The organism is Mycobacterium sp. E3305, assembly GCF_001666785.1.
Taxonomy (GTDB): Bacteria; Actinomycetota; Actinomycetes; order Mycobacteriales; family Mycobacteriaceae; genus Mycobacterium.
The window spans coordinates 30175-46823 of sequence record NZ_LZJA01000042.1 but is presented as its reverse complement, the minus strand read 5'-3'; the positions used below and the strand labels follow the sequence as shown (position 1 = coordinate 46823).

The window sequence follows — 16649 nt, the reverse complement described above, 5'->3', positions numbered from 1 at the left end:
CCAGTCCAACGAGGCTGATCTTGACCGCCCGGATGCCGATCGCGCTGGATTCCAGGGCCGTGTCCACGCTGTCGGCGATCGTCGCCGGCTACGAGGCCGTCCTGCGGCTGATTCACCCCGTCGCCATCGGCCACGTGGGTTGGGTCGCCGCCGCCGGGCTCATCGGCTTCGCGGGCAACGAGGTCGTCGCCGTCTACCGGATCCGCACCGGCCGCCGGATCGGCTCGGCCGCCCTCGTCGCCGACGGCCTGCACGCTCGCACCGACGGATTCACCTCGCTCGCAGTGCTTTTCGGGGCGGCCGGCGTCGCGCTCGGCTACCCGCTGGCCGACCCGATCGTCGGCCTGATCATCACGGTGGCGATCCTGGCGGTGCTGCGCGGTGCCGTGCGCGACATCTTCCGCCGGCTCATGGACGCGGTGGACCCCGCGCTCGTCGACACGGCGGAAGCGACGCTGGCCGCCCGCCCCGGCGTCCGCAGCGTGCGCAGCATCCGGATGCGCTGGATCGGGCACCGCCTGCACGCCGATGCCGAACTCGACATCGACCCCGGCATCAGCCTTCAGGACGCGCACCGCATCGCCCACGACGCCGAGCACCAGCTGACCCACGCCGTGCCGCGGCTCGACAGCGCCCTGGTGCACGCCTACCCGGCGCACCACCCCTAGGCGTCGATCACCAGGCGACCGCCGTTGGCCCGCGAGACGCAGACCAGCATTTCGCCGTCGCCCTCCGCGGCGCGGCCGCGGCGATCGACCTCCCCGGCAAGCACTTTCACCTTGCAGGTGCCGCAGAAGCCTTGCTGGCAGGAGTACGCGGTCGTCGGGTCGCCGTCCAGCATGACGTCCAGCGCCGACCGGTTCGCAGGCACGCTCAGCACGCGCCGTGAACGGGCAAGCTCCAGCTCGAAGGGGACGCCGTCGACGACGGGCGGCGGCCCGAACCGCTCGTAATGCAGTGGCGCGTCGGCGTGTTGGTCGCGCATCGTGCGCACCGACTCCAGCATCGCGGTCGGGCCGCACACGTAGACGGCCGTCGACGGCCCGGCATCGGCGAGCAGTTCGGAGGCGTCGGGAATGCGGCCACGCTCGTCGTCGGCCCACACGCTGACCCGGTCGGGCGCCACCGCCAATACCTCGTCGAGCAGCGGCATGTACTCCCGGCTGCGGCCGGCATACACGGCACGCCAATCGATTCCGCGCTGCTGGGCGAGTGAGATCATGGGCAGGATCGGAGTCACGCCGATGCCGCCGATCACGAACAGCACCTCGCGCTCGTCGGTGACCAGATAGAACGCGTTGCGGGGCCCCTCGAATTCGATCGTGTCGCCCACGTCGAAAGTGTCGTGCATTTCGATCGAGCCCCCGCCACCGTCGGCGATCCGGCGTACCGCGATCCGGTAGTCGGTGCGCCGCCCGGGCGGACCGCACAGTGAGTACTGGCGTCGGCGGCCCGACGCCAGCCGAATGTCGATGTGCGCGCCGGGAGTCCACGACGGCAGCAATCCACCCTGCGCGTCGCCCAGCGTCAGCGCGACGACGTCGGGCGTGAGGAGTTCGCGCTCGGTGACCACCGCGGTGGTGGTCCGCCGCACCGGCACCACCCGCGAGGGGTCCCAGCGCGACGCCGACGCCAAGCCCCCGAAGAGGGTGCCCACTCCCCACAACGCCGTGTAGAGGCGGTCGCGCTTGCGACGACCGTACAAGTCGGCGGGTCTGCTGCCCCAAATCGTCTGTGCCACAACAAGTCCTACGTCTGACCAATGGTGTTCTGATCGACCCATTCGCTCGTGAGCCGGGCGATGACCTCGGGATGGGAGGACACCACCCAGTGCCCGCCCTCGATGTCGACGACCCTGCCGTTGGGCGGTATCGAGCCGGTGAACCGCTGCAGGGGCGGCGAGACGAAGTAGTCCCAGCGCGCCACCAAGACCTGCACGGGGACCTTGGTCTGCGGCAGCTCCTTCCCGGGCGCCAGGAACGGCCCGGGCATGTTGGCGCGGTACAGGTTCAGCCCGTTGACGTAGTCGCGGGTCGACCGGGTGGTCGCCGCGCGGCGCCGACCGGCCCGGCGTGGCCGGCCGATCAGTTCGACCGCCGCGAAGACCGCAACGGTCGCCCGGGACCAGATCGCCAACTCCGGCACGCCCGGGCACAGAAAGAACCAGATGTAGGTGGAGGCGAGCGCCTGTTTGAGGACGTCGAACACGCCGCGGGGTGAGCGGGCGGACCGCAGGAACTTGCCCGCGTAGTTCAGGTGCGGACCGGAGATCGACGTGAACGAGGCGACCTTGCCCATCACCGACTCGTCGGTGACCGCGGCCCAGGCCTGGATGGAACCCCAGTCGTGGGCGATCAGGTGGACCTCGTTCACCCCGAGGCTGTCGATCACCGCGCCGATGTCCGAAATCAGTTGCGGCAGGCGGTATGCCGCGCGCTTCGCCGGCTTGGACGAATCGCCGGCGCCCCGGACGTCGAAGGCCACGAAGTTGTAGCGCCCACCCAGGGCGTCGGCGACGCCGTCCCACACGTGGTGGTTGTCGGGGTAGCCATGGATCGCCAGAATCGTCGGGCGCCCCGGGTCGATCGGCGAGTGGGCGTGGACGGCCAGCGACACGCCGTCGGACGCGATCACGGTGTTGGACTGAGTCATTCGTGTGCCCCCGACGTTCAGTGCGCCGCGCGGGCCGCGGGCGAGCGGGCCAGGTAGTCGACCGCGCGGCCCACCCCGCCGAGCTTGGACGGGTGGAAACTCGGCGTGTAATAGGCGCCGATGACCCGCAGGAACTGGAACGGCCCGGGCACCAGGCCGCGGCGCGCCGCGCTGAAGTAGTCGCGCCAGCGGGGTTTGGTGCCCGGCGGCAGGTACGGGTCGACCGAGTACATGAACCGCACGCCGCGGACGAACAGCCACAGCAGCGCCGGCGTGATCAGCAGCTGGGTGCGCACCTGGCGCCAGTAGCCGCCGCGCAGGTGCTTCATGGTGTCGAACGCGACCGCCTTGTGTTCGACCTCTTCGGCCCCGTGCCAGCGCAGCAGGTCGAGCATCACCGGGTCGGTGCCGAAGGCGTCGTGCTGCGGGGTGTCCAGGATCCACTCGCCCAGGATGGCGGTGTAGTGCTCGAGCGCGGCCACCATCGACACCCGCTCGAGCAGCCAGCTCTGCCGTCGCCGCCAACCCCACCCGGGCCGGTCCCCGATGAGCTGGGAGAAGAGCCAGGCCATCTGGTCGGTGAACGGCGTGACGTCGACGCCCTTGGCCGCGAAGTGATCCAGCACCCCGGAATGAGCCTGGGAGTGCATGGCCTCCTGGCTGATGAAGCCCTGCACGTCCAGCCGCAGCTGGTCGTCCTTGATCAGCGGCAACGCGTTCTTGAACGCGTCGACGATGAACTCCTCGCCTGCGGGCAGCAGCAGGTGCAGCACGTTGCAGAAATGGGTGGTGAAGGGCTCGTTGGGCACGTAGTAGAACGGCAGCGTCGCCCAGTCGAACTCGACGTCGCGCGCCTGCAGGACGATCCGCTCGTGGTCGAGCGAGGCGTCATGCGGGCCCGTCGCCTGGTCGTCGACGGTGAACATGGAAGAACCCCCTTGGGAAACTAGGCGCTGCGTTGCGCCTCGGCCTCAGCCTCGGTGATCAGGCGCTCACTGCGCAAGAACCGGACGAGATTCTCGACCGTGTCGGTGAGCGACGGCTCACGCAGGCCGACCGAGGCCAGCGCACGCGCACTCCGGTATTGGGAGTTGCCGTAGCGCTTGTCCCGCATCGCCGCGATCTTGTCGGCCGACCGGGTGAGGAAGTCGACCAGCGGGTAGATCGGGTCCCGCGTCGTGCAGCGGCGGTTCATCTCGGCGGCGAATGCCGGGATGTCGTGGTAGTCGAAGCGATAGCCGTAGCGCTCGGAGAGGACGCGGGTGATGTCCATCAGGTTGTAGTAGTCGTCCGCGGTCATGTTGAACACGGTGCCCTCGTCTGCCGGCAGGTCCATCAGCGCGACGATGTGGTCGGCGATCAGGTCCGCAGGCAGCAGGCTGAGCTGGTTGAGCGCGTTGGCGGCGATGCCGTGTTCGATCATGAACGCCACGGTGCGCACCAGGATGTCGTCGCCGCTGCCGAAGCCCGCGCTGGTCGGCGAGATCAGCGAGGGCCGGAAGATGCGCACGTCGAGCCCCTGCCGCTGGGCGGCGAAGGCCAGCTGCTCGGCCACCCACTTGGTCTGCGAGTAGCCGAAGTCCAGGGCGTTCATCTCCAGGTTGGCGTCGGACTCCCCGACCACCGGCTTGACGCTCCACCCGTAGATGAAGGTGCTCGAGACCAGGTGGAAGGTCTTGCGGTGCGCCGTCATCGCCAGCCGCAGCAGCTCGTGCGTCCCGATCACATTGGCCGGGCGCAGGGCGTCGTAGGTCCGAACGTAGTTGACCAGGGCGCCGTTGTGCAGGATGGCGTCGACGCTCTCGGCCAGGCGCCGGAACCCCTCCTCGCCGATGCCGAGCTGCGGCTCGGCGAGGTCGCCGCAGACCACGCGCACCCGCGCCCGGACCTCGGCTTCGAGGGCCGGCGTCCACAGCCGGGCCCGGCGCAGGGACGCGACGATCCGGTCCAGCCCGTGCGCGGGATCCGTGGCGCGGATCAGCGCGTGGACCGTGAGGGACGTCCGGCCGAGCAGGCTGGCGACCAGGAACGGCCCCAGGAAGCCGGTCGCGCCCGTCAGCAGGATGTCGCCGGGGGCCCCCGACCGCGCCGGCGGCAACGCCGGCAGGGGCAGCTGGGCGTCGGCCCGCATCCGCGCGACCTCGTAGGCCTCGTACTCGGTCGAAATCTGGTCCAGCGCCTGACGCAGCGCATCGAGCGGCTGGCCGGACCCCCCGCCGAATTGCCGCATCAGGCGGAAGAATTCGGCCACCGTGAGCCGCTGGAGCAGGCGCGTGTTGACCTCCTCGGCCAGCTCCCCCGCGCCATGCTCTTCCAGCAGGGCCTGCAGGTCGGCGCGCAGCTCGGCGAGCGCCAGCGAGTCGATGCCGAGGTCCGCGAAGGAGCAGTCCTCTTCGCCGGTGAGGTCGTAGCTCTCGATCAGGTTGCGGAACCGGTCCAGCGGGCCCGGGTCGGTCTGCGCCCATTCGTGGGCCTGGTGCGTGTAGCTCGCCAGGACGGGCAGCTCGCCGTCCAGCCAAAGCTGACGCGTCGAGGACCGCCGGATCTTGCCCGAGGTGGTCTTGGGGATGGTGTGCGGCGGCACGAACACGATGGTGTGCGGGTCGATGTGGCCATGCCGGCGGATGGCCCGCGCCAGCGCCTTGCCGTCCGGCAGCGCTCCCGCGTCACGGACCTCGGCCACCACGGCCAGCACCTCCTGGTCGTCGCGCTCCACCGCGAACGCGGCCACGCAGCCGCCGCGCACCTGCGGGGCAGACCGCTCCACGATGCCCTCGATGTCGGAGGGGTAGCAGTTGACGCCGCGCACGATGATCAGGTCCTTGCTGCGGCCGCAGACGAACAGCTCGCCCTCGTAGAGGAAGCCGAGGTCGCCGGTTCGCAGGTAGGTGCGCTCGGTGTCGCCGGCGATGCGGGCCGCGAACGCCTCCGCGGTGACGTCGGGGCGGTTCCAGTAGCCGCCGCCCTTGGACGGGCCATCCAGCCAGACCTCGCCGACCCGGCCCTCCCCGAGGGCCTCGCCGGTCTCGGGGTCGACGATGCGGACCACGTTGCCGTCGATCGGCTTGCCGCAGCTGACCACCGGGGCCTGGTTGCTGTTCTCCGGCTGGGCCTTTTCGACCCGCGCGAGGTTCCTCTCCAGCGCACGCTTGTTCAGCGCCAGCGTCTGGCGGCCGCGAAGCGAAACGATCAGGGTGTTCTCGGCCATGCCGTACGCGCCGGTAAGGGCGTTGGGTTCCAGGCCGTAGGGGGCGAACCGTTGCCGGAAGCGCGCAAACGTGCTGGCGCGCAACGGTTCCGCGCCGACGACGATGTTCTCCAGGCTGCTCAGGTCGATCCCGGCGAGCTCGGATGTGGGCAGCTTGTCCTCGCGCAGGCACAACTCGAGGGCGAAGTTGGGCACCGGCGTGTGGGTCGCGCGCACGTCACTGATGAGCCGCAGCCACGACGACGGCCGCTTGAGGAAGTCCAGCGGTGACATGGCGTGCGTGGTGCCGCCGACCAGCAGGATGAACAAGTAGGCGGAGATCAGGCCCATGTCATGGTGCTGTGGGAGCCAGCTGACCAGCACCTCGCCACCCGCGAAGGCCGAGGCGTTGGCGATGACGTTGGCGTGGCTGACCACCACGCCCTTCGGGTCGCTGGTGGATCCGGAGGTGTACTGCAGGAAGAGCACCGGCTCCGGGGTGTCGGGGACGTGGGCGCCGCCGAACTCCTGCGTGCCGTCGGTGCTGAACCAGGGCAGCTCCGGGGGCCGCTGGGCCTCCGCCCACGGCGAGCCGCCGTCAAGGTGGTTGAGCAGCATGCGGTAGTCGTACTCGAACTGTTTGGTCGATAGCACCGCCTTGGCCTGGCAGTCGCGGGCGATGAAGCTGAGCTTGGCCAGACCCGACTCGAACGACATCGGCAGCGGCGGGCTGACCGGCACGGCGATCACCCCGATCCGCGCGCAGGCGTAGAACGCCGCGACCATCTCCAGGCCGGGCGGGTAGACGAGCAACGCTCGATCGCCCGGCCGCAGCCCGGCTTCGGTCGACAGGTACGCGGCCAGCTCGCGCGTCCGCTCGGAGAAGCTCCGATAGGTGTAGTGCTCCAGCTCGCGGCCTTCGTCGTCGACGAAGCGGAAGAGGGTCTTGTCGGGTGTTTGGGCTTCGCGCATGTGCAGATGGTCAATGAGCGTCTCCATCGCAGGAGCCACCCCCTTCCGGGTCAACTATGAGCGATAAGAACTTTTCGGATCAATTGATAACGCCCAATGTAACGCCGTTGATGGATGTTGAGCAAAGCGTGCAAGGCATTTCCGGAGACCGCACATTAATCTCACAGGATGGACTTAACTACCGGCACCCGTCGACAATCATGGGATCCGCATCTACGGACTTCAGTATTCACGTTTATGGGTTGAACAGCGCATTTATCGCCCGGGCCTTGTCGCATCCGTGCGGATACTGAGGTACGTATTTCTCAGCATCATGATTTCTCCTGGGATGACTTCGGCCGAATCCGGGGTGCATTTCGTATTCGCACCGCAAAGGCCATAGCAACCCCAATATCGAGCTTCGCATTCCCGGCGGCGAGTGAGATGCGCCACGGGAGCCGTCTCGCCGCTGCTGACCTACTGAGCTACGGAGTCAGCTCGGCTGGGCAACCCGGATGCGGGGGCCGGCCCGGGCCACCAACCGGGTGATCCCGACGAAGCGTTCGCCGTCGATGATCGGCGAGAGCGGCTCCCCCTCGGCCTCGATGGTCATTTCGCGGCCGTTCACGTCGCGAACCCCGGGACCCCGCAGCGTGCCATTGGTGAGTGCCGCGGGCAGCTGGACCACGATCCGCGAGGGCCGTATCTCGCCGGCCTGGAAATGCAGCGCGCCGGGATTCTCGGCCTTCGGGAAGAGCCGGAACGGTCCCCCGATCCGCAGGTCGATCGCTCCCGCGTGCAGCACGCGGTGCGTCCGCGACGGGACCTCCTCGCCGTCGATGACGACCCGGGCACGCGTTGGGGTGAACAGCACCGACGAGTAACTGGACGCCCGCGAACGGCCGACCTTGGACGCTAGGTAATCGCGGAACGAACGGCCGATCACCCGGGCGACCTCTGTACGGCCGTGGTCGGGCTTTCCGTAATACATGTCGTAGAACCGGTTGCCGACGCCGCCGGCGGCGAGTCCGAAACACAGGCGATGAAACGCCGCGCCGTCCGCGGTCTCGCCGTCGAGTTGCAGGGTGTCCAAACGCATTTCGGGCGGGGGCCGGTTCGCCTCGGCGGCTGCCACCAGGGCGCGGACGATGGCGTCGGGCCGCCCGCGCACCCGCGCCTTGCGCGCGACGGCGTTGACGCTGCCGCCGTTGGACGGCACGAACGTCGGCCAGCGTTCCGGATCGGCTTCGCAGCGCTCGATTTCGTTGATCAACCAGTGCAGCGCGCCGTCGCCGCCGTCGCCCACGAGGTGCGTGACCCGCGGGTGGAGCCCGTCCAGGGTCTTGCCCAGCTCCTCGGTCGAGGCGGTTTCGTGGACCTCGCCCCACGGACCGACGATGCGGCGCAGCTCGGCGACGCGGTCACCGCGCGCGCCGCGATTCCTGCGCGCGAGCGGATTGACGATGACCCCTAAATACATCCGCGGCGTCGGAGTTCCACCGGCCATCCCACGCACGATACCTGCGGCGTTCGGGTGGGAGGCATCACGTAGTTAGGGTGGGCTGCATGCCTGGTTGGACCGCAGCAGACCTGCCCTCCTTCGCCGGACGCACCGTCGTGATCACCGGCGCCAACGCCGGACTGGGGGAAGTGACCGCCCGCGAATTGGCCCGGGCCGGCGCCCGCGTCGTGCTGGCCGTTCGCGACACCGAGAAGGGCAAGGCCGCCGCGGATCGGATGCGCGGTGACGTCGACGTCCGCCACCTCGACCTGCAGGACCTGGGCTCGGTGCGGCGCTTCGCCGACGAGATGACGGCGGTGGACGTGCTGGTCAACAACGCCGGCATCATGGCCACCAAACACGCGGTGACCGCCGACGGCTTCGAGGGCCAGATCGGCACCAACCACCTCGGCCATTTCGCGCTGACCAACCTGTTGCTGCCCAAGCTGACCGACCGGGTGGTGACGGTGTCCTCGCTGATGCACCACTTCGGCTACGTCAGCCTCAAGGACCTGAACTGGCGCTCCCGCCCGTATTCGGCGTGGCTGGCCTACAGCCAGTCGAAGCTGGCCAACCTGCTGTTCACCAAGGAGCTGCAGCGGCGCCTGGACGCCGTCGGTTCTCCACTGCGCGCGCTGGCCGCCCACCCCGGCTGGTCGCACACCAACCTGCAGGGCAACTCCGGACGCAAGCTGGGCGACGCGGCGGTGTTGGCCGTCGACCGCATCGTGTCCACCGACGCCGATTTCGGGGCCAGGCAGACGCTGTACGCGGTCTCGCAGGATCTGCCCGGCGACACCTTCGTCGGCCCGCGCTTCGGTCTGTATGGCCGCACCCAGCCGACCTGGCGTAACTGGCCGGCCAAGCGGGCGGGCACCGCCGCGGCGCTGTGGGACCTTTCCGAGCAGCTCACCGGCACCGCTTTCCCGCTATGAGAATGCTCGACGGGCGGTTTGCCGCAGCCCGACTAGATTGGTGAGCAAATCCGTGCAGCGACGCCCAGGCGAGGAGGTAACCCGTGTCGAACACTGATATGGCGGCGATCCTTGCCCTCCTTGCCGCGCTGGCGTCGGCGATCGGCAACGTGGTCCGCCAGCGGTCCGCGCAGGAGGTCACCGACAAACCCGTCGGCCACCTCGCGCTGTTCGGCATGCTGTTGCGCGACAGGCGTTGGTTGCTGGGCGGTCTCGGCGACATCGCCAGCTACGTTTTGCTGGCCGCCGCCCTGGACAAGGGCTCCGTGCTGTTGGTGATGTCGCTTCAGGTGACGTCGCTGCTGTTCGCGCTGCCGATCTATGCGCGGATGAGCCGCCACCCGGTCACCCGCCCGGAGTGGCTGTGGGCGGTGGTGCTCACCGCGGCGCTGGTGGTTGTCATCGCGGTCGGCCAGCCGGCGGGCGGTCAGGAGCGCGCGGCGGCCGACGTATGGCTGATCGTGGCCCTGGCCATGGCCCCGCCGCTGCTGTTGGCGATGGCCGGCGCCCGGGTCTGGTCGGATCGGCCGGTGGCGGCGTTGTTGCTCGCGGCGGTCGCCGGTTCGTTGCTGGCCGTCTTCGCGGTGCTGATGAAAGGCGTCGTCGACATCCTCGAACACAACCCCGACCAGTTGTGGACCAGACCCGAGGTGTACGGCTGGGTGTTCTGCGGGGCGGCCGGGATGGTGATCCACCAGTCGGCGTACCGCGCCGGCGCCTTGACCGCCTCGTTGCCGACGATCATCGCCGCCAAGCCGATCGTGGGCGCGGTCCTCGGGATCACCGTGCTCGGTGAGACGTTGGACGCGCACGGCTTCGACTGGGTTGTGCTGGGAGTGGCCGCGGCGCTGGTGATCGTCGCGACGGTGGGCCTGGCTCGCGGCGAGGCCGCCACGGTGTCGGCGGGCGCCGGGCGCGACGTGCGGATCGAGGACGAGCCGAAAGCCGTGAAGCCCGCGCTCTGATGAAGCTTGGTGGCAGGTACAGGATTCGAACCTGTGAAGCTTTCGCGACGGATTTACAGTCCGCTCCCATTGGCCGCTCGGGCAACCTGCCGCCAGACAGGTTACAACGAGGGGGTAGACAAAGCACAAACGGCCATCACCGGATGAAGGGACGGATCGAATGGCGGACTCATCGTTCGACATTGTCAGCAAAGTCGAGCGCCAGGAGGTCGACAACGCGCTCAACCAGGCCGCCAAGGAGCTGGCCACTCGCTTCGACTTCCGCGGAACCGACACCACGATCGCGTGGAAGGGCGACGAGGCAATCGAGCTGACGTCGTCCACCGAAGAACGCGTCAAGGCGGCTGTCGACGTCTTCAAGGAGAAGCTGATCCGCCGCGACATCTCGATGAAGGCGTTCGACGCCGGTGAACCGCAGTCATCCGGCAAGACCTACAAGGTCAGCGGCACCATCAAGCAGGGCATCAGCAGCGAGAACGCCAAGAAGATCACCAAGCTGATCCGCGACGAGGGCCCCAAGAGCGTCAAGACGCAGATCCAGGGCGACGAGATCCGCGTCACCAGCAAGAAGCGCGACGACCTGCAGGCCGTCCAGGCGCTGCTCAAGCAGGCCGACCTGGACGTCGCGCTGCAGTTCGTGAACTACCGGTAGCCCACGGCCGTAAGCGAGGTTCTCAATGGCGATGACCCCTACCGAGGCCGACTACTCCGACGTCATCATCGTCGGTGCCGGCATCTCCGGCATCGACGCGGCCTACCGGATCAACGAGCGCAACCCCCAGCTGACCTACACCATCCTGGAGCGGCGCGCGCAGATCGGCGGCACGTGGGACCTGTTCCGCTACCCCGGGGTGCGCTCGGACAGCAGCATTTTCACGCTGTCGTTCCCGTTCGAGCCGTGGACCCGTAAGGAGGGCGTGGCCGACGGTGTGCACATCCGCGAGTACCTGGCCGCCACGGCGCACAAATACGGGATCGATCGCCACATCCGATTCGACAGTCATGTCCGCTCGGCCGACTGGGATTCGTCCACCGACACCTGGACGGTCACCGTCGAGCAGGACGGCGCGCCGAAGCGCTACCGCGGCCGGTTCCTCTTCTTCGGCAGCGGCTACTACAACTACGACGAGGGGTACACCCCCGACTTCCCGGGCATCGAAACGTTCGGCGGGACCGTGGTGCATCCCCAGCACTGGCCGGAGGACCTCGATTACACCGGCAAGAAGGTCGTGGTGATCGGCAGCGGGGCCACCGCGGTCACCCTGCTGCCGTCGCTGTCGGATCGGGCCGCGAAGGTCACCATGCTGCAGCGCTCGCCCACCTATCTGATCTCGGCGTCGAAATACGGCAGGGTCGCCGCCGTCGCGCGGAAGGTGCTGCCGCGCAAGCCCGCCCACCTGGTTGTCCGGATGTACAGCGCACTGACCGAGGCGGTGTTCTTCGCCTTGTCCCGCAAGGCGCCGGGCCTGGTGCGGTGGCTGCTGCGGCGCAAGGCGATCGCCAGCCTGCCCCCCGGCTACGACGTCGACACCCACTTCAAACCGCGGTACGACCCGTGGGACCAGCGGATGTGCCTGATCCCCGACGCCGACCTGTACGGGGCCATCAGCGCCGGCCGCGCCGAGGTGGTCACCGACCACATCGACCATTTCGACGCGACGGGCATCGCGCTCGAATCCGGTCGGCACCTCGACGCCGACATCATCGTCACCGCCACCGGGTTGCAGCTGCAGGCCTTGGGCGGCACCGCGATCAGCCTGGACGGCAACGAGATCAAGACCAACGACCGCTTCGTCTACAAGGCACACATGCTCGAGGACGTGCCCAACCTGTTCTGGTGCGTCGGCTACACCAACGCATCGTGGACGCTGCGCGCGGACATCACCGCCCGGGCGACGGCAAAGCTGCTGGCGCACATGGCCGCCCACGGCTACACGCACGCCTACCCGCACCGCGGCAACGAGCCGATGACCGAGAAGCCCTCGTGGGACATCAACGCCGGCTACGTGCTGCGCTCGGTGCACGCGCTCCCGAAGTCGGGAACCAGGCGGCCGTGGAACGTGCGGCAGAACTACCTGGCAGACGCCATCGATTACCGCTTCGACCGCATCGAGGAGGCGATGGTGTTCGGCCGGGCGTCCGACCGGGCACTCGCCGGGTGAACTGCTTCTAAATCTTCGATGTCGGCAATACGCTGATCGCCATGGCAGCAGAGATGCGTGAACCCAAGGTCGTTGTCCTCGGTGGCGGTTCCTGGGGGACCACGGTTGCCTCCATCTGCGCGCGACGAGGACCGACGCTGCAGTGGGTGCGCTCGGAGGAGACCGCGAAGGACATCAACGAAAACCACCGCAACAGCCGCTACCTCGGCGACGAGGCGGTGCTGAGCGACACCCTGCGCGCCACCACCGACTTCGCCGAGGCGGCCAACTGCGCCGACGTCGTAGTCATGGGCGTGCCCTCACACGGGTTCCGCGGGGTGCTGACCGAGCTGGCGAAGGAACTGCGGCCCTGGGTACCGGTGGTGTCCCTGGTCAAGGGGCTCGAGCAGGGCACCAACATGCGGATGTCGCAGATCATCGAGGAGGTCCTGCCCGGTCATCCGGCCGGCATCCTGGCGGGGCCCAACATCGCCCGCGAGGTCGGCGAGGGTTACGCCGCCGCGGCGGTGCTGGCCATGCCCGACCAGCACCTGGCGACCCGGCTTTCCGGGCTGTTCCGCACCCGGCGTTTCCGGGTGTACACCACCGACGACGTCATCGGGGTGGAGATGGCCGGGGCGCTGAAGAACGTCTATGCCATCTCGGTGGGAATGGGCTACTCGCTGGGCATCGGTGAGAACACCCGCGCGCTGGTGATCGCGCGCGCGCTGCGGGAGATGACCAAGCTCGGCGTTGCCCTGGGCGGCAACCCCGAGACCTTCCCGGGCCTGGCCGGCCTGGGTGACCTGATCGTCACCTGCACCAGCCAGCGCAGCCGCAACCGCCACGTCGGTGAACAACTCGGCGCGGGCAAGCCGATCGACGAGATCATCGCCTCGATGAACCAGGTCGCCGAAGGCGTCAAGGCCGCCAGCGTGATCATGGAATTCGCCAATGAGTTCGGCCTGAACATGCCGATCGCCCGCGAGGTCGACGCGGTGATCAACCACGGTGCGACGGTCGAGGACGCCTACCGCGGCCTGATGGTCGAGGTACCCGGGCACGAGGTGCACGGCTCGGGCTTCTGACGGGCCATCTGACACCGGTCGAATTCAAATCTTTGCATTCCATATGGGCCGGGCCCGTCCGCTTGACCCTCGGTTCGCCAGCAAAATACCGTCGATGCAGCAGCCAGGGATTCCCGGCCGTGCCAGTGTGGGTCCGGCCGGGTCGTAACCGTTTGTGCGCCAAGAGTTTACGCCGACGTAATACAGCGCCATATGGGGCGGACATCGGAACATCCCCCGCAAACATCTAACGAGGGAAGCGACCGATGCAACACATCGAACAGCTCGGCAACCAACCTCACGACCAGACCGCCAGCCCGCGCAAAGACCGCGTGCGGTCGATCATCCGGCACGACCTCCCTTCGTCGCTCGTCGTTTTCCTGGTCGCGCTCCCGTTGTCCCTGGGGATCGCGATCGCATCCAACGCCCCGGTGCTGGCCGGCCTGATCGCCGCCATCGTCGGCGGCATCGTGGTCGGCGCCATCGGCGGGTCGCCGCTACAGGTCAGCGGCCCAGCGGCCGGACTGACGGTGGTGGTAGCCGACCTGGTATCCGACTTCGGTTGGGGCGTAACGTGTTTCATCACCGTGGCCGCCGGCGCCCTGCAGGTGCTGTTGGGGCTCAGCCGCGTCGCGCGGGCGGCGCTGGCGATCTCGCCGGTGGTCGTGCACGCCATGCTGGCCGGCATCGGCATCACGATCGCGCTGCAACAGGCGCACGTTCTGCTGGGCGGAAAATCCAAGAGCACGGCCTGGCACAACGTCATCGAGCTGCCGGGGCAGATCATCGGCGCGCACCGGCCGGGGGTCATCTTGGGCGCATTGGTGATCGCCATCCTCGTCTGCTGGCGGTGGGTTCCCGCCAAGTTGCGCCGCGTTCCCGGCCCGTTGGTCGCGATCGTGGTCGTGACGGTGGTGTCGGTCGTCTTTCCGTTCCACGTGCGCCGCATCGACCTCGAGGGCTCGCCGTTGGACGCGTTGCAGCTGCCCGACATTCCGCACGACGGCTGGGGCGCGGTCGCGATCGGCGTGATCACCGTCGCGCTCATCGCCAGCGTCGAAAGCCTGCTGTCGGCGGTGTCGGTCGACCGGATGCACAACGGGCCACGCACCGACTTCGACCGGGAATTGGTCGGGCAGGGCGCCGCCAACATGGTGTCGGGCACGATCGGCGGGCTGCCGGTCACCGGCGTCATCGTCCGCAGCTCGACCAACGTCAACGCGGGCGCCAAGTCGCGCGCCTCGGCGTTCCTGCACGGCGTGTGGATCCTGCTGTTCACCATCCCGTTCGCCGGGCTGGTCGACGAAATCCCCACCGCCGCGCTCGCCGGGCTGCTCATCGTCATCGGCATCCAGTTGCTCAAGCCGGCCCATATCGAAACCGCGATGAAGCACGGCGATCTCGCCGTGTACGTCGTGACCGCCGTCAGTGTGGTGTTCCTCAACCTGCTGCACGGGGTGATGATCGGCCTCGCGCTGGCCATCGCGCTGACCGGTTGGCGGGTGATTCGGGCCAAGGTCGACGCCACGTCCGTCGACGGCGAGTGGCAGGTGCAGATCGAGGGCGCCGCGTGCACGTTCCTGGCGCTCCCGCGACTCACCCGGGTCCTGGCCTCGATTCCCACCGGAACCGTTGTCACCGTGGATGTTTCGGTGCACTACCTGGACCACGCGGCGCATCAGACGATCAGCGACTGGCAGCGCCAGCACGAAGCCAACGGCGGCACGGTGAACATCCGCGGGAGGTTCGAGACCGGCCATGCCGCTGGCAAAAATGCGAGTGAGGTCGTCGAGCCCGAAAGGCCCGAGGCCGCTGCCTGATTGGCATGCTCAATCCCACCCGGAAAGCCCGAAGGTGCCGCTCGGCGCCCTCCCGCTGAGCTTCTGGACGATCCACTGGTTCATCGGCACACCCTGCTCGGTGGCCTCCAGCGCGAGGCGGGCATGCAACTCCGGCGAGGTTCTCACCAGGAATCGCCCGCCGTAGTGGCGCCGCGACAGCGGTTCGGGAACTTCGTCGCCGCAGGCGCGCAGGACCTCCACATGCTCGGTGACGGCGTCCTCGATGGCGGCCACCGCTTGGGGCGCGGTGGGCGCTTGGCGCCTCAGGTACGGCAATTCGACGCATACGCCTAGGTATTCGTCGTAGTCGGTCAACCACTGCGCTCGGTAGGTGTAGTGGTCCACGCGCAATGTGATAGCACGGGTGATATCAAATCCGGGAGTCACTCATCCCCAGGGACGGGCCTCTCCGCACCATATGGCTCTCGCCGGATTTGATAGCGCGGGCGATATCAAATCCCGCGACGGACTCATGCTCGGCTAGCCGCGCGCCATCGCCTCCAGCCGGCGGATGCGGTCCTCGATCGGCGGGTGCGTCGAGAACAGCGACCCGATCCGCTCGCCCGCGCGGAACGGGTTGGCGATCATCAGGTGGGCCTGGCTGGCCAGCTGCGGCTCCGGCGGCAGCGGGGCCGCCTGGACGCCGCCCGAGATCTTGCGCAGCGCCGACGCCAAGGCCAGGGGGTCGCCCGTCAGCACCGCACCCGATTCGTCCGCCTGGTACTCGCGCGACCGCGACACCGCCAGCCGCACCACGGTGGCGGCGATCGGACCCAGCAGCGAAACCAACAGCAGCGCAAAGGGATTGCCCTCGTCGTCGCGGTTGCCGCCGAAGAACATCGCCATGTAGGACAGGGCGGTGATGATCGACGCCATCGCTCCGGCGATGCAGGAGATGAGGATGTCGCGGTTGTAGACGTGGGACAGCTCGTGCCCCAGGACCGCCCGCAGCTCGCGTTCGCTTAGGATTCCCAAAATGCCGGTGGTGCAACACACGGCGGCGTTGCGCGGGTTACGGCCGGTCGCGAACGCGTTGGGCGCGTTGGTGTCGCTGATGTACAGCCGGGGCATCGGCTGGTGCGCGGCGGTGGCGAGTTCGCGCACGATCCGGTACATCGCCGGCGCCTGCAGCTCGGACACCGGCTGCGCGTGCATCGCCCGCAGCGCCAGCTTGTCGCTGTTGTAGTAGGTGTAGACGTTCATGCCGATGGCGAACAGCACCGACAGGAACATCGCGGTCCTGCCGAACAGCGAGCCCACGAACACGATCAACGCGGACATACCGACCAACAGGGCGAAGGTCTTCAGCCTGTTGGCATGGGGATGCCAGGTCATCGGGTCCTCCTTGGAGCGTCGACTATCGCTCATTG

General features: G+C 68.2%; 14 protein-coding genes and 1 tRNA gene. 7 read left to right on the top strand and 8 right to left on the bottom strand.

Going from position 1 to position 16649, the window contains the following annotated elements; translation table 11 throughout:
• A partial coding sequence (locus tag A5701_RS04750) for a cation diffusion facilitator family transporter (protein WP_197504921.1) occupies positions 1-668 on the top strand: 668 nt, incomplete at its 5' end.
• Here the strand turns inward: A5701_RS04750 and A5701_RS04745 are convergent.
• The 5 genes from A5701_RS04745 to A5701_RS04725 all read right to left on the bottom strand — a co-directional run bounded on the left by A5701_RS04745 (position 665) and on the right by A5701_RS04725 (position 8270).
• The gene (locus A5701_RS04745) at positions 665-1783 is read right to left on the bottom strand and encodes a PDR/VanB family oxidoreductase (RefSeq protein ID WP_067749297.1); all 1119 of its coding nucleotides are present in this window, start codon (positions 1781-1783) and stop codon (positions 665-667) included. The genes A5701_RS04750 and A5701_RS04745 overlap by 4 nt on opposite strands.
• Positions 1750-2652: an alpha/beta fold hydrolase gene (locus A5701_RS04740; RefSeq protein ID WP_197498857.1), complete on the bottom strand. Its 903-nt coding sequence runs from the start codon at positions 2650-2652 to the stop codon at positions 1750-1752. The genes A5701_RS04745 and A5701_RS04740 overlap by 34 nt, the downstream gene beginning before the upstream one ends.
• 17 nt (positions 2653-2669) lie before the next feature.
• Positions 2670-3578 carry a metal-dependent hydrolase gene (locus A5701_RS04735; RefSeq protein ID WP_067749294.1) on the bottom strand — a complete coding sequence of 303 codons (909 nt, stop codon included), beginning with the start codon at positions 3576-3578 and terminating at the stop codon, positions 2670-2672.
• Between the two features lie 20 nt (positions 3579-3598).
• Positions 3599-6838, bottom strand: coding sequence for a thioester reductase domain-containing protein (locus A5701_RS04730; RefSeq protein WP_067749291.1), 3240 nt, complete (start codon positions 6836-6838; stop codon positions 3599-3601).
• Between the two features lie 445 nt (positions 6839-7283).
• The gene (locus A5701_RS04725; RefSeq protein ID WP_067749288.1) at positions 7284-8270 is read right to left on the bottom strand and encodes a diacylglycerol kinase family protein; all 987 of its coding nucleotides are present in this window, start codon (positions 8268-8270) and stop codon (positions 7284-7286) included.
• 86 nt (positions 8271-8356) lie between these two features.
• On the opposite strand from A5701_RS04725, the gene A5701_RS04720 reads away from it, so the two are divergent.
• Together A5701_RS04720 and A5701_RS04715 are read left to right on the top strand one after the other, a co-directional pair.
• Entirely contained in the window at positions 8357-9226 is an 870-nt protein-coding gene (locus tag A5701_RS04720; protein ID WP_067749275.1) for an oxidoreductase, read from the top strand.
• An 83-nt stretch (positions 9227-9309) separates the two neighbouring features.
• Complete coding sequence (locus A5701_RS04715; protein WP_067749268.1) at positions 9310-10230, top strand: DMT family transporter; 921 nt, start codon at positions 9310-9312, stop codon at positions 10228-10230.
• Between the two features lie 7 nt (positions 10231-10237).
• On the opposite strand, the gene A5701_RS04710 is transcribed toward A5701_RS04715, so the two are convergent.
• Positions 10238-10321, bottom strand: a tRNA-Tyr gene (locus A5701_RS04710).
• A gap of 69 nt (positions 10322-10390) precedes the next feature.
• Here A5701_RS04710 and A5701_RS04705 point away from each other — a divergent pair.
• The 4 genes from A5701_RS04705 to A5701_RS04690 all read left to right on the top strand — a co-directional run bounded on the left by A5701_RS04705 (position 10391) and on the right by A5701_RS04690 (position 15258).
• The gene (locus A5701_RS04705; RefSeq protein ID WP_067749264.1) at positions 10391-10882 is read left to right on the top strand and encodes a YajQ family cyclic di-GMP-binding protein; all 492 of its coding nucleotides are present in this window, start codon (positions 10391-10393) and stop codon (positions 10880-10882) included.
• A 25-nt stretch (positions 10883-10907) separates the two neighbouring features.
• On the top strand, positions 10908-12392 hold the full coding sequence (locus A5701_RS04700) for an NAD(P)/FAD-dependent oxidoreductase (protein ID WP_067749254.1): 1485 nt from the start codon (positions 10908-10910) through the stop codon (positions 12390-12392).
• Positions 12393-12433: 41 nt separating this feature from the next.
• Positions 12434-13459, top strand: coding sequence for an NAD(P)H-dependent glycerol-3-phosphate dehydrogenase (locus A5701_RS04695; protein ID WP_067749252.1), 1026 nt, complete (start codon positions 12434-12436; stop codon positions 13457-13459).
• A 245-nt stretch (positions 13460-13704) separates the two neighbouring features.
• Positions 13705-15258, top strand: coding sequence for a SulP family inorganic anion transporter (locus A5701_RS04690; RefSeq protein WP_067749249.1), 1554 nt, complete (start codon positions 13705-13707; stop codon positions 15256-15258).
• A gap of 9 nt (positions 15259-15267) precedes the next feature.
• Here A5701_RS04690 and A5701_RS04685 read toward each other — a convergent pair whose 3' ends face one another.
• Positions 15268-15624 (bottom strand): type II toxin-antitoxin system HicB family antitoxin, encoded by a 357-nt coding sequence (locus tag A5701_RS04685; RefSeq protein WP_067749244.1) that lies wholly within the window; start codon positions 15622-15624, stop codon positions 15268-15270.
• Between the two features lie 135 nt (positions 15625-15759).
• Complete coding sequence (gene htpX, locus A5701_RS04680; RefSeq protein ID WP_067749241.1) at positions 15760-16614, bottom strand: zinc metalloprotease HtpX; 855 nt, start codon at positions 16612-16614, stop codon at positions 15760-15762.
• Between the last annotated feature and the right edge of the window lie 35 nt (positions 16615-16649).

Excerpts from the sequence above, each read along its gene's own strand:
- A5701_RS04705 (WP_067749264.1), top strand. The coding sequence starts at position 10,391 with ATGGCGGACTCATCGTTCGACATTGTCAGCAAAGTCGAGCGCCAGGAG.
- A5701_RS04695 (WP_067749252.1), top strand. The coding sequence starts at position 12,434 with ATGGCAGCAGAGATGCGTGAACCCAAGGTCGTTGTCCTCGGTGGCGGT.
- A5701_RS04690 (WP_067749249.1), top strand. The coding sequence starts at position 13,705 with ATGCAACACATCGAACAGCTCGGCAACCAACCTCACGACCAGACCGCC.
- A5701_RS04720 (WP_067749275.1), top strand. The coding sequence starts at position 8,357 with ATGCCTGGTTGGACCGCAGCAGACCTGCCCTCCTTCGCCGGACGCACC.
- htpX (WP_067749241.1), bottom strand. The coding sequence starts at position 16,614 with ATGACCTGGCATCCCCATGCCAACAGGCTGAAGACCTTCGCCCTGTTG.
- A5701_RS04700 (WP_067749254.1), top strand. The coding sequence starts at position 10,908 with ATGGCGATGACCCCTACCGAGGCCGACTACTCCGACGTCATCATCGTC.
- A5701_RS04735 (WP_067749294.1), bottom strand. The coding sequence starts at position 3,578 with ATGTTCACCGTCGACGACCAGGCGACGGGCCCGCATGACGCCTCGCTC.
- A5701_RS04745 (WP_067749297.1), bottom strand. The coding sequence starts at position 1,783 with ATGGGTCGATCAGAACACCATTGGTCAGACGTAGGACTTGTTGTGGCA.
- A5701_RS04730 (WP_067749291.1), bottom strand. The coding sequence starts at position 6,838 with ATGGAGACGCTCATTGACCATCTGCACATGCGCGAAGCCCAAACACCC.
- A5701_RS04725 (WP_067749288.1), bottom strand. The coding sequence starts at position 8,270 with ATGTATTTAGGGGTCATCGTCAATCCGCTCGCGCGCAGGAATCGCGGC.
- A5701_RS04740 (WP_197498857.1), bottom strand. The coding sequence starts at position 2,652 with ATGACTCAGTCCAACACCGTGATCGCGTCCGACGGCGTGTCGCTGGCC.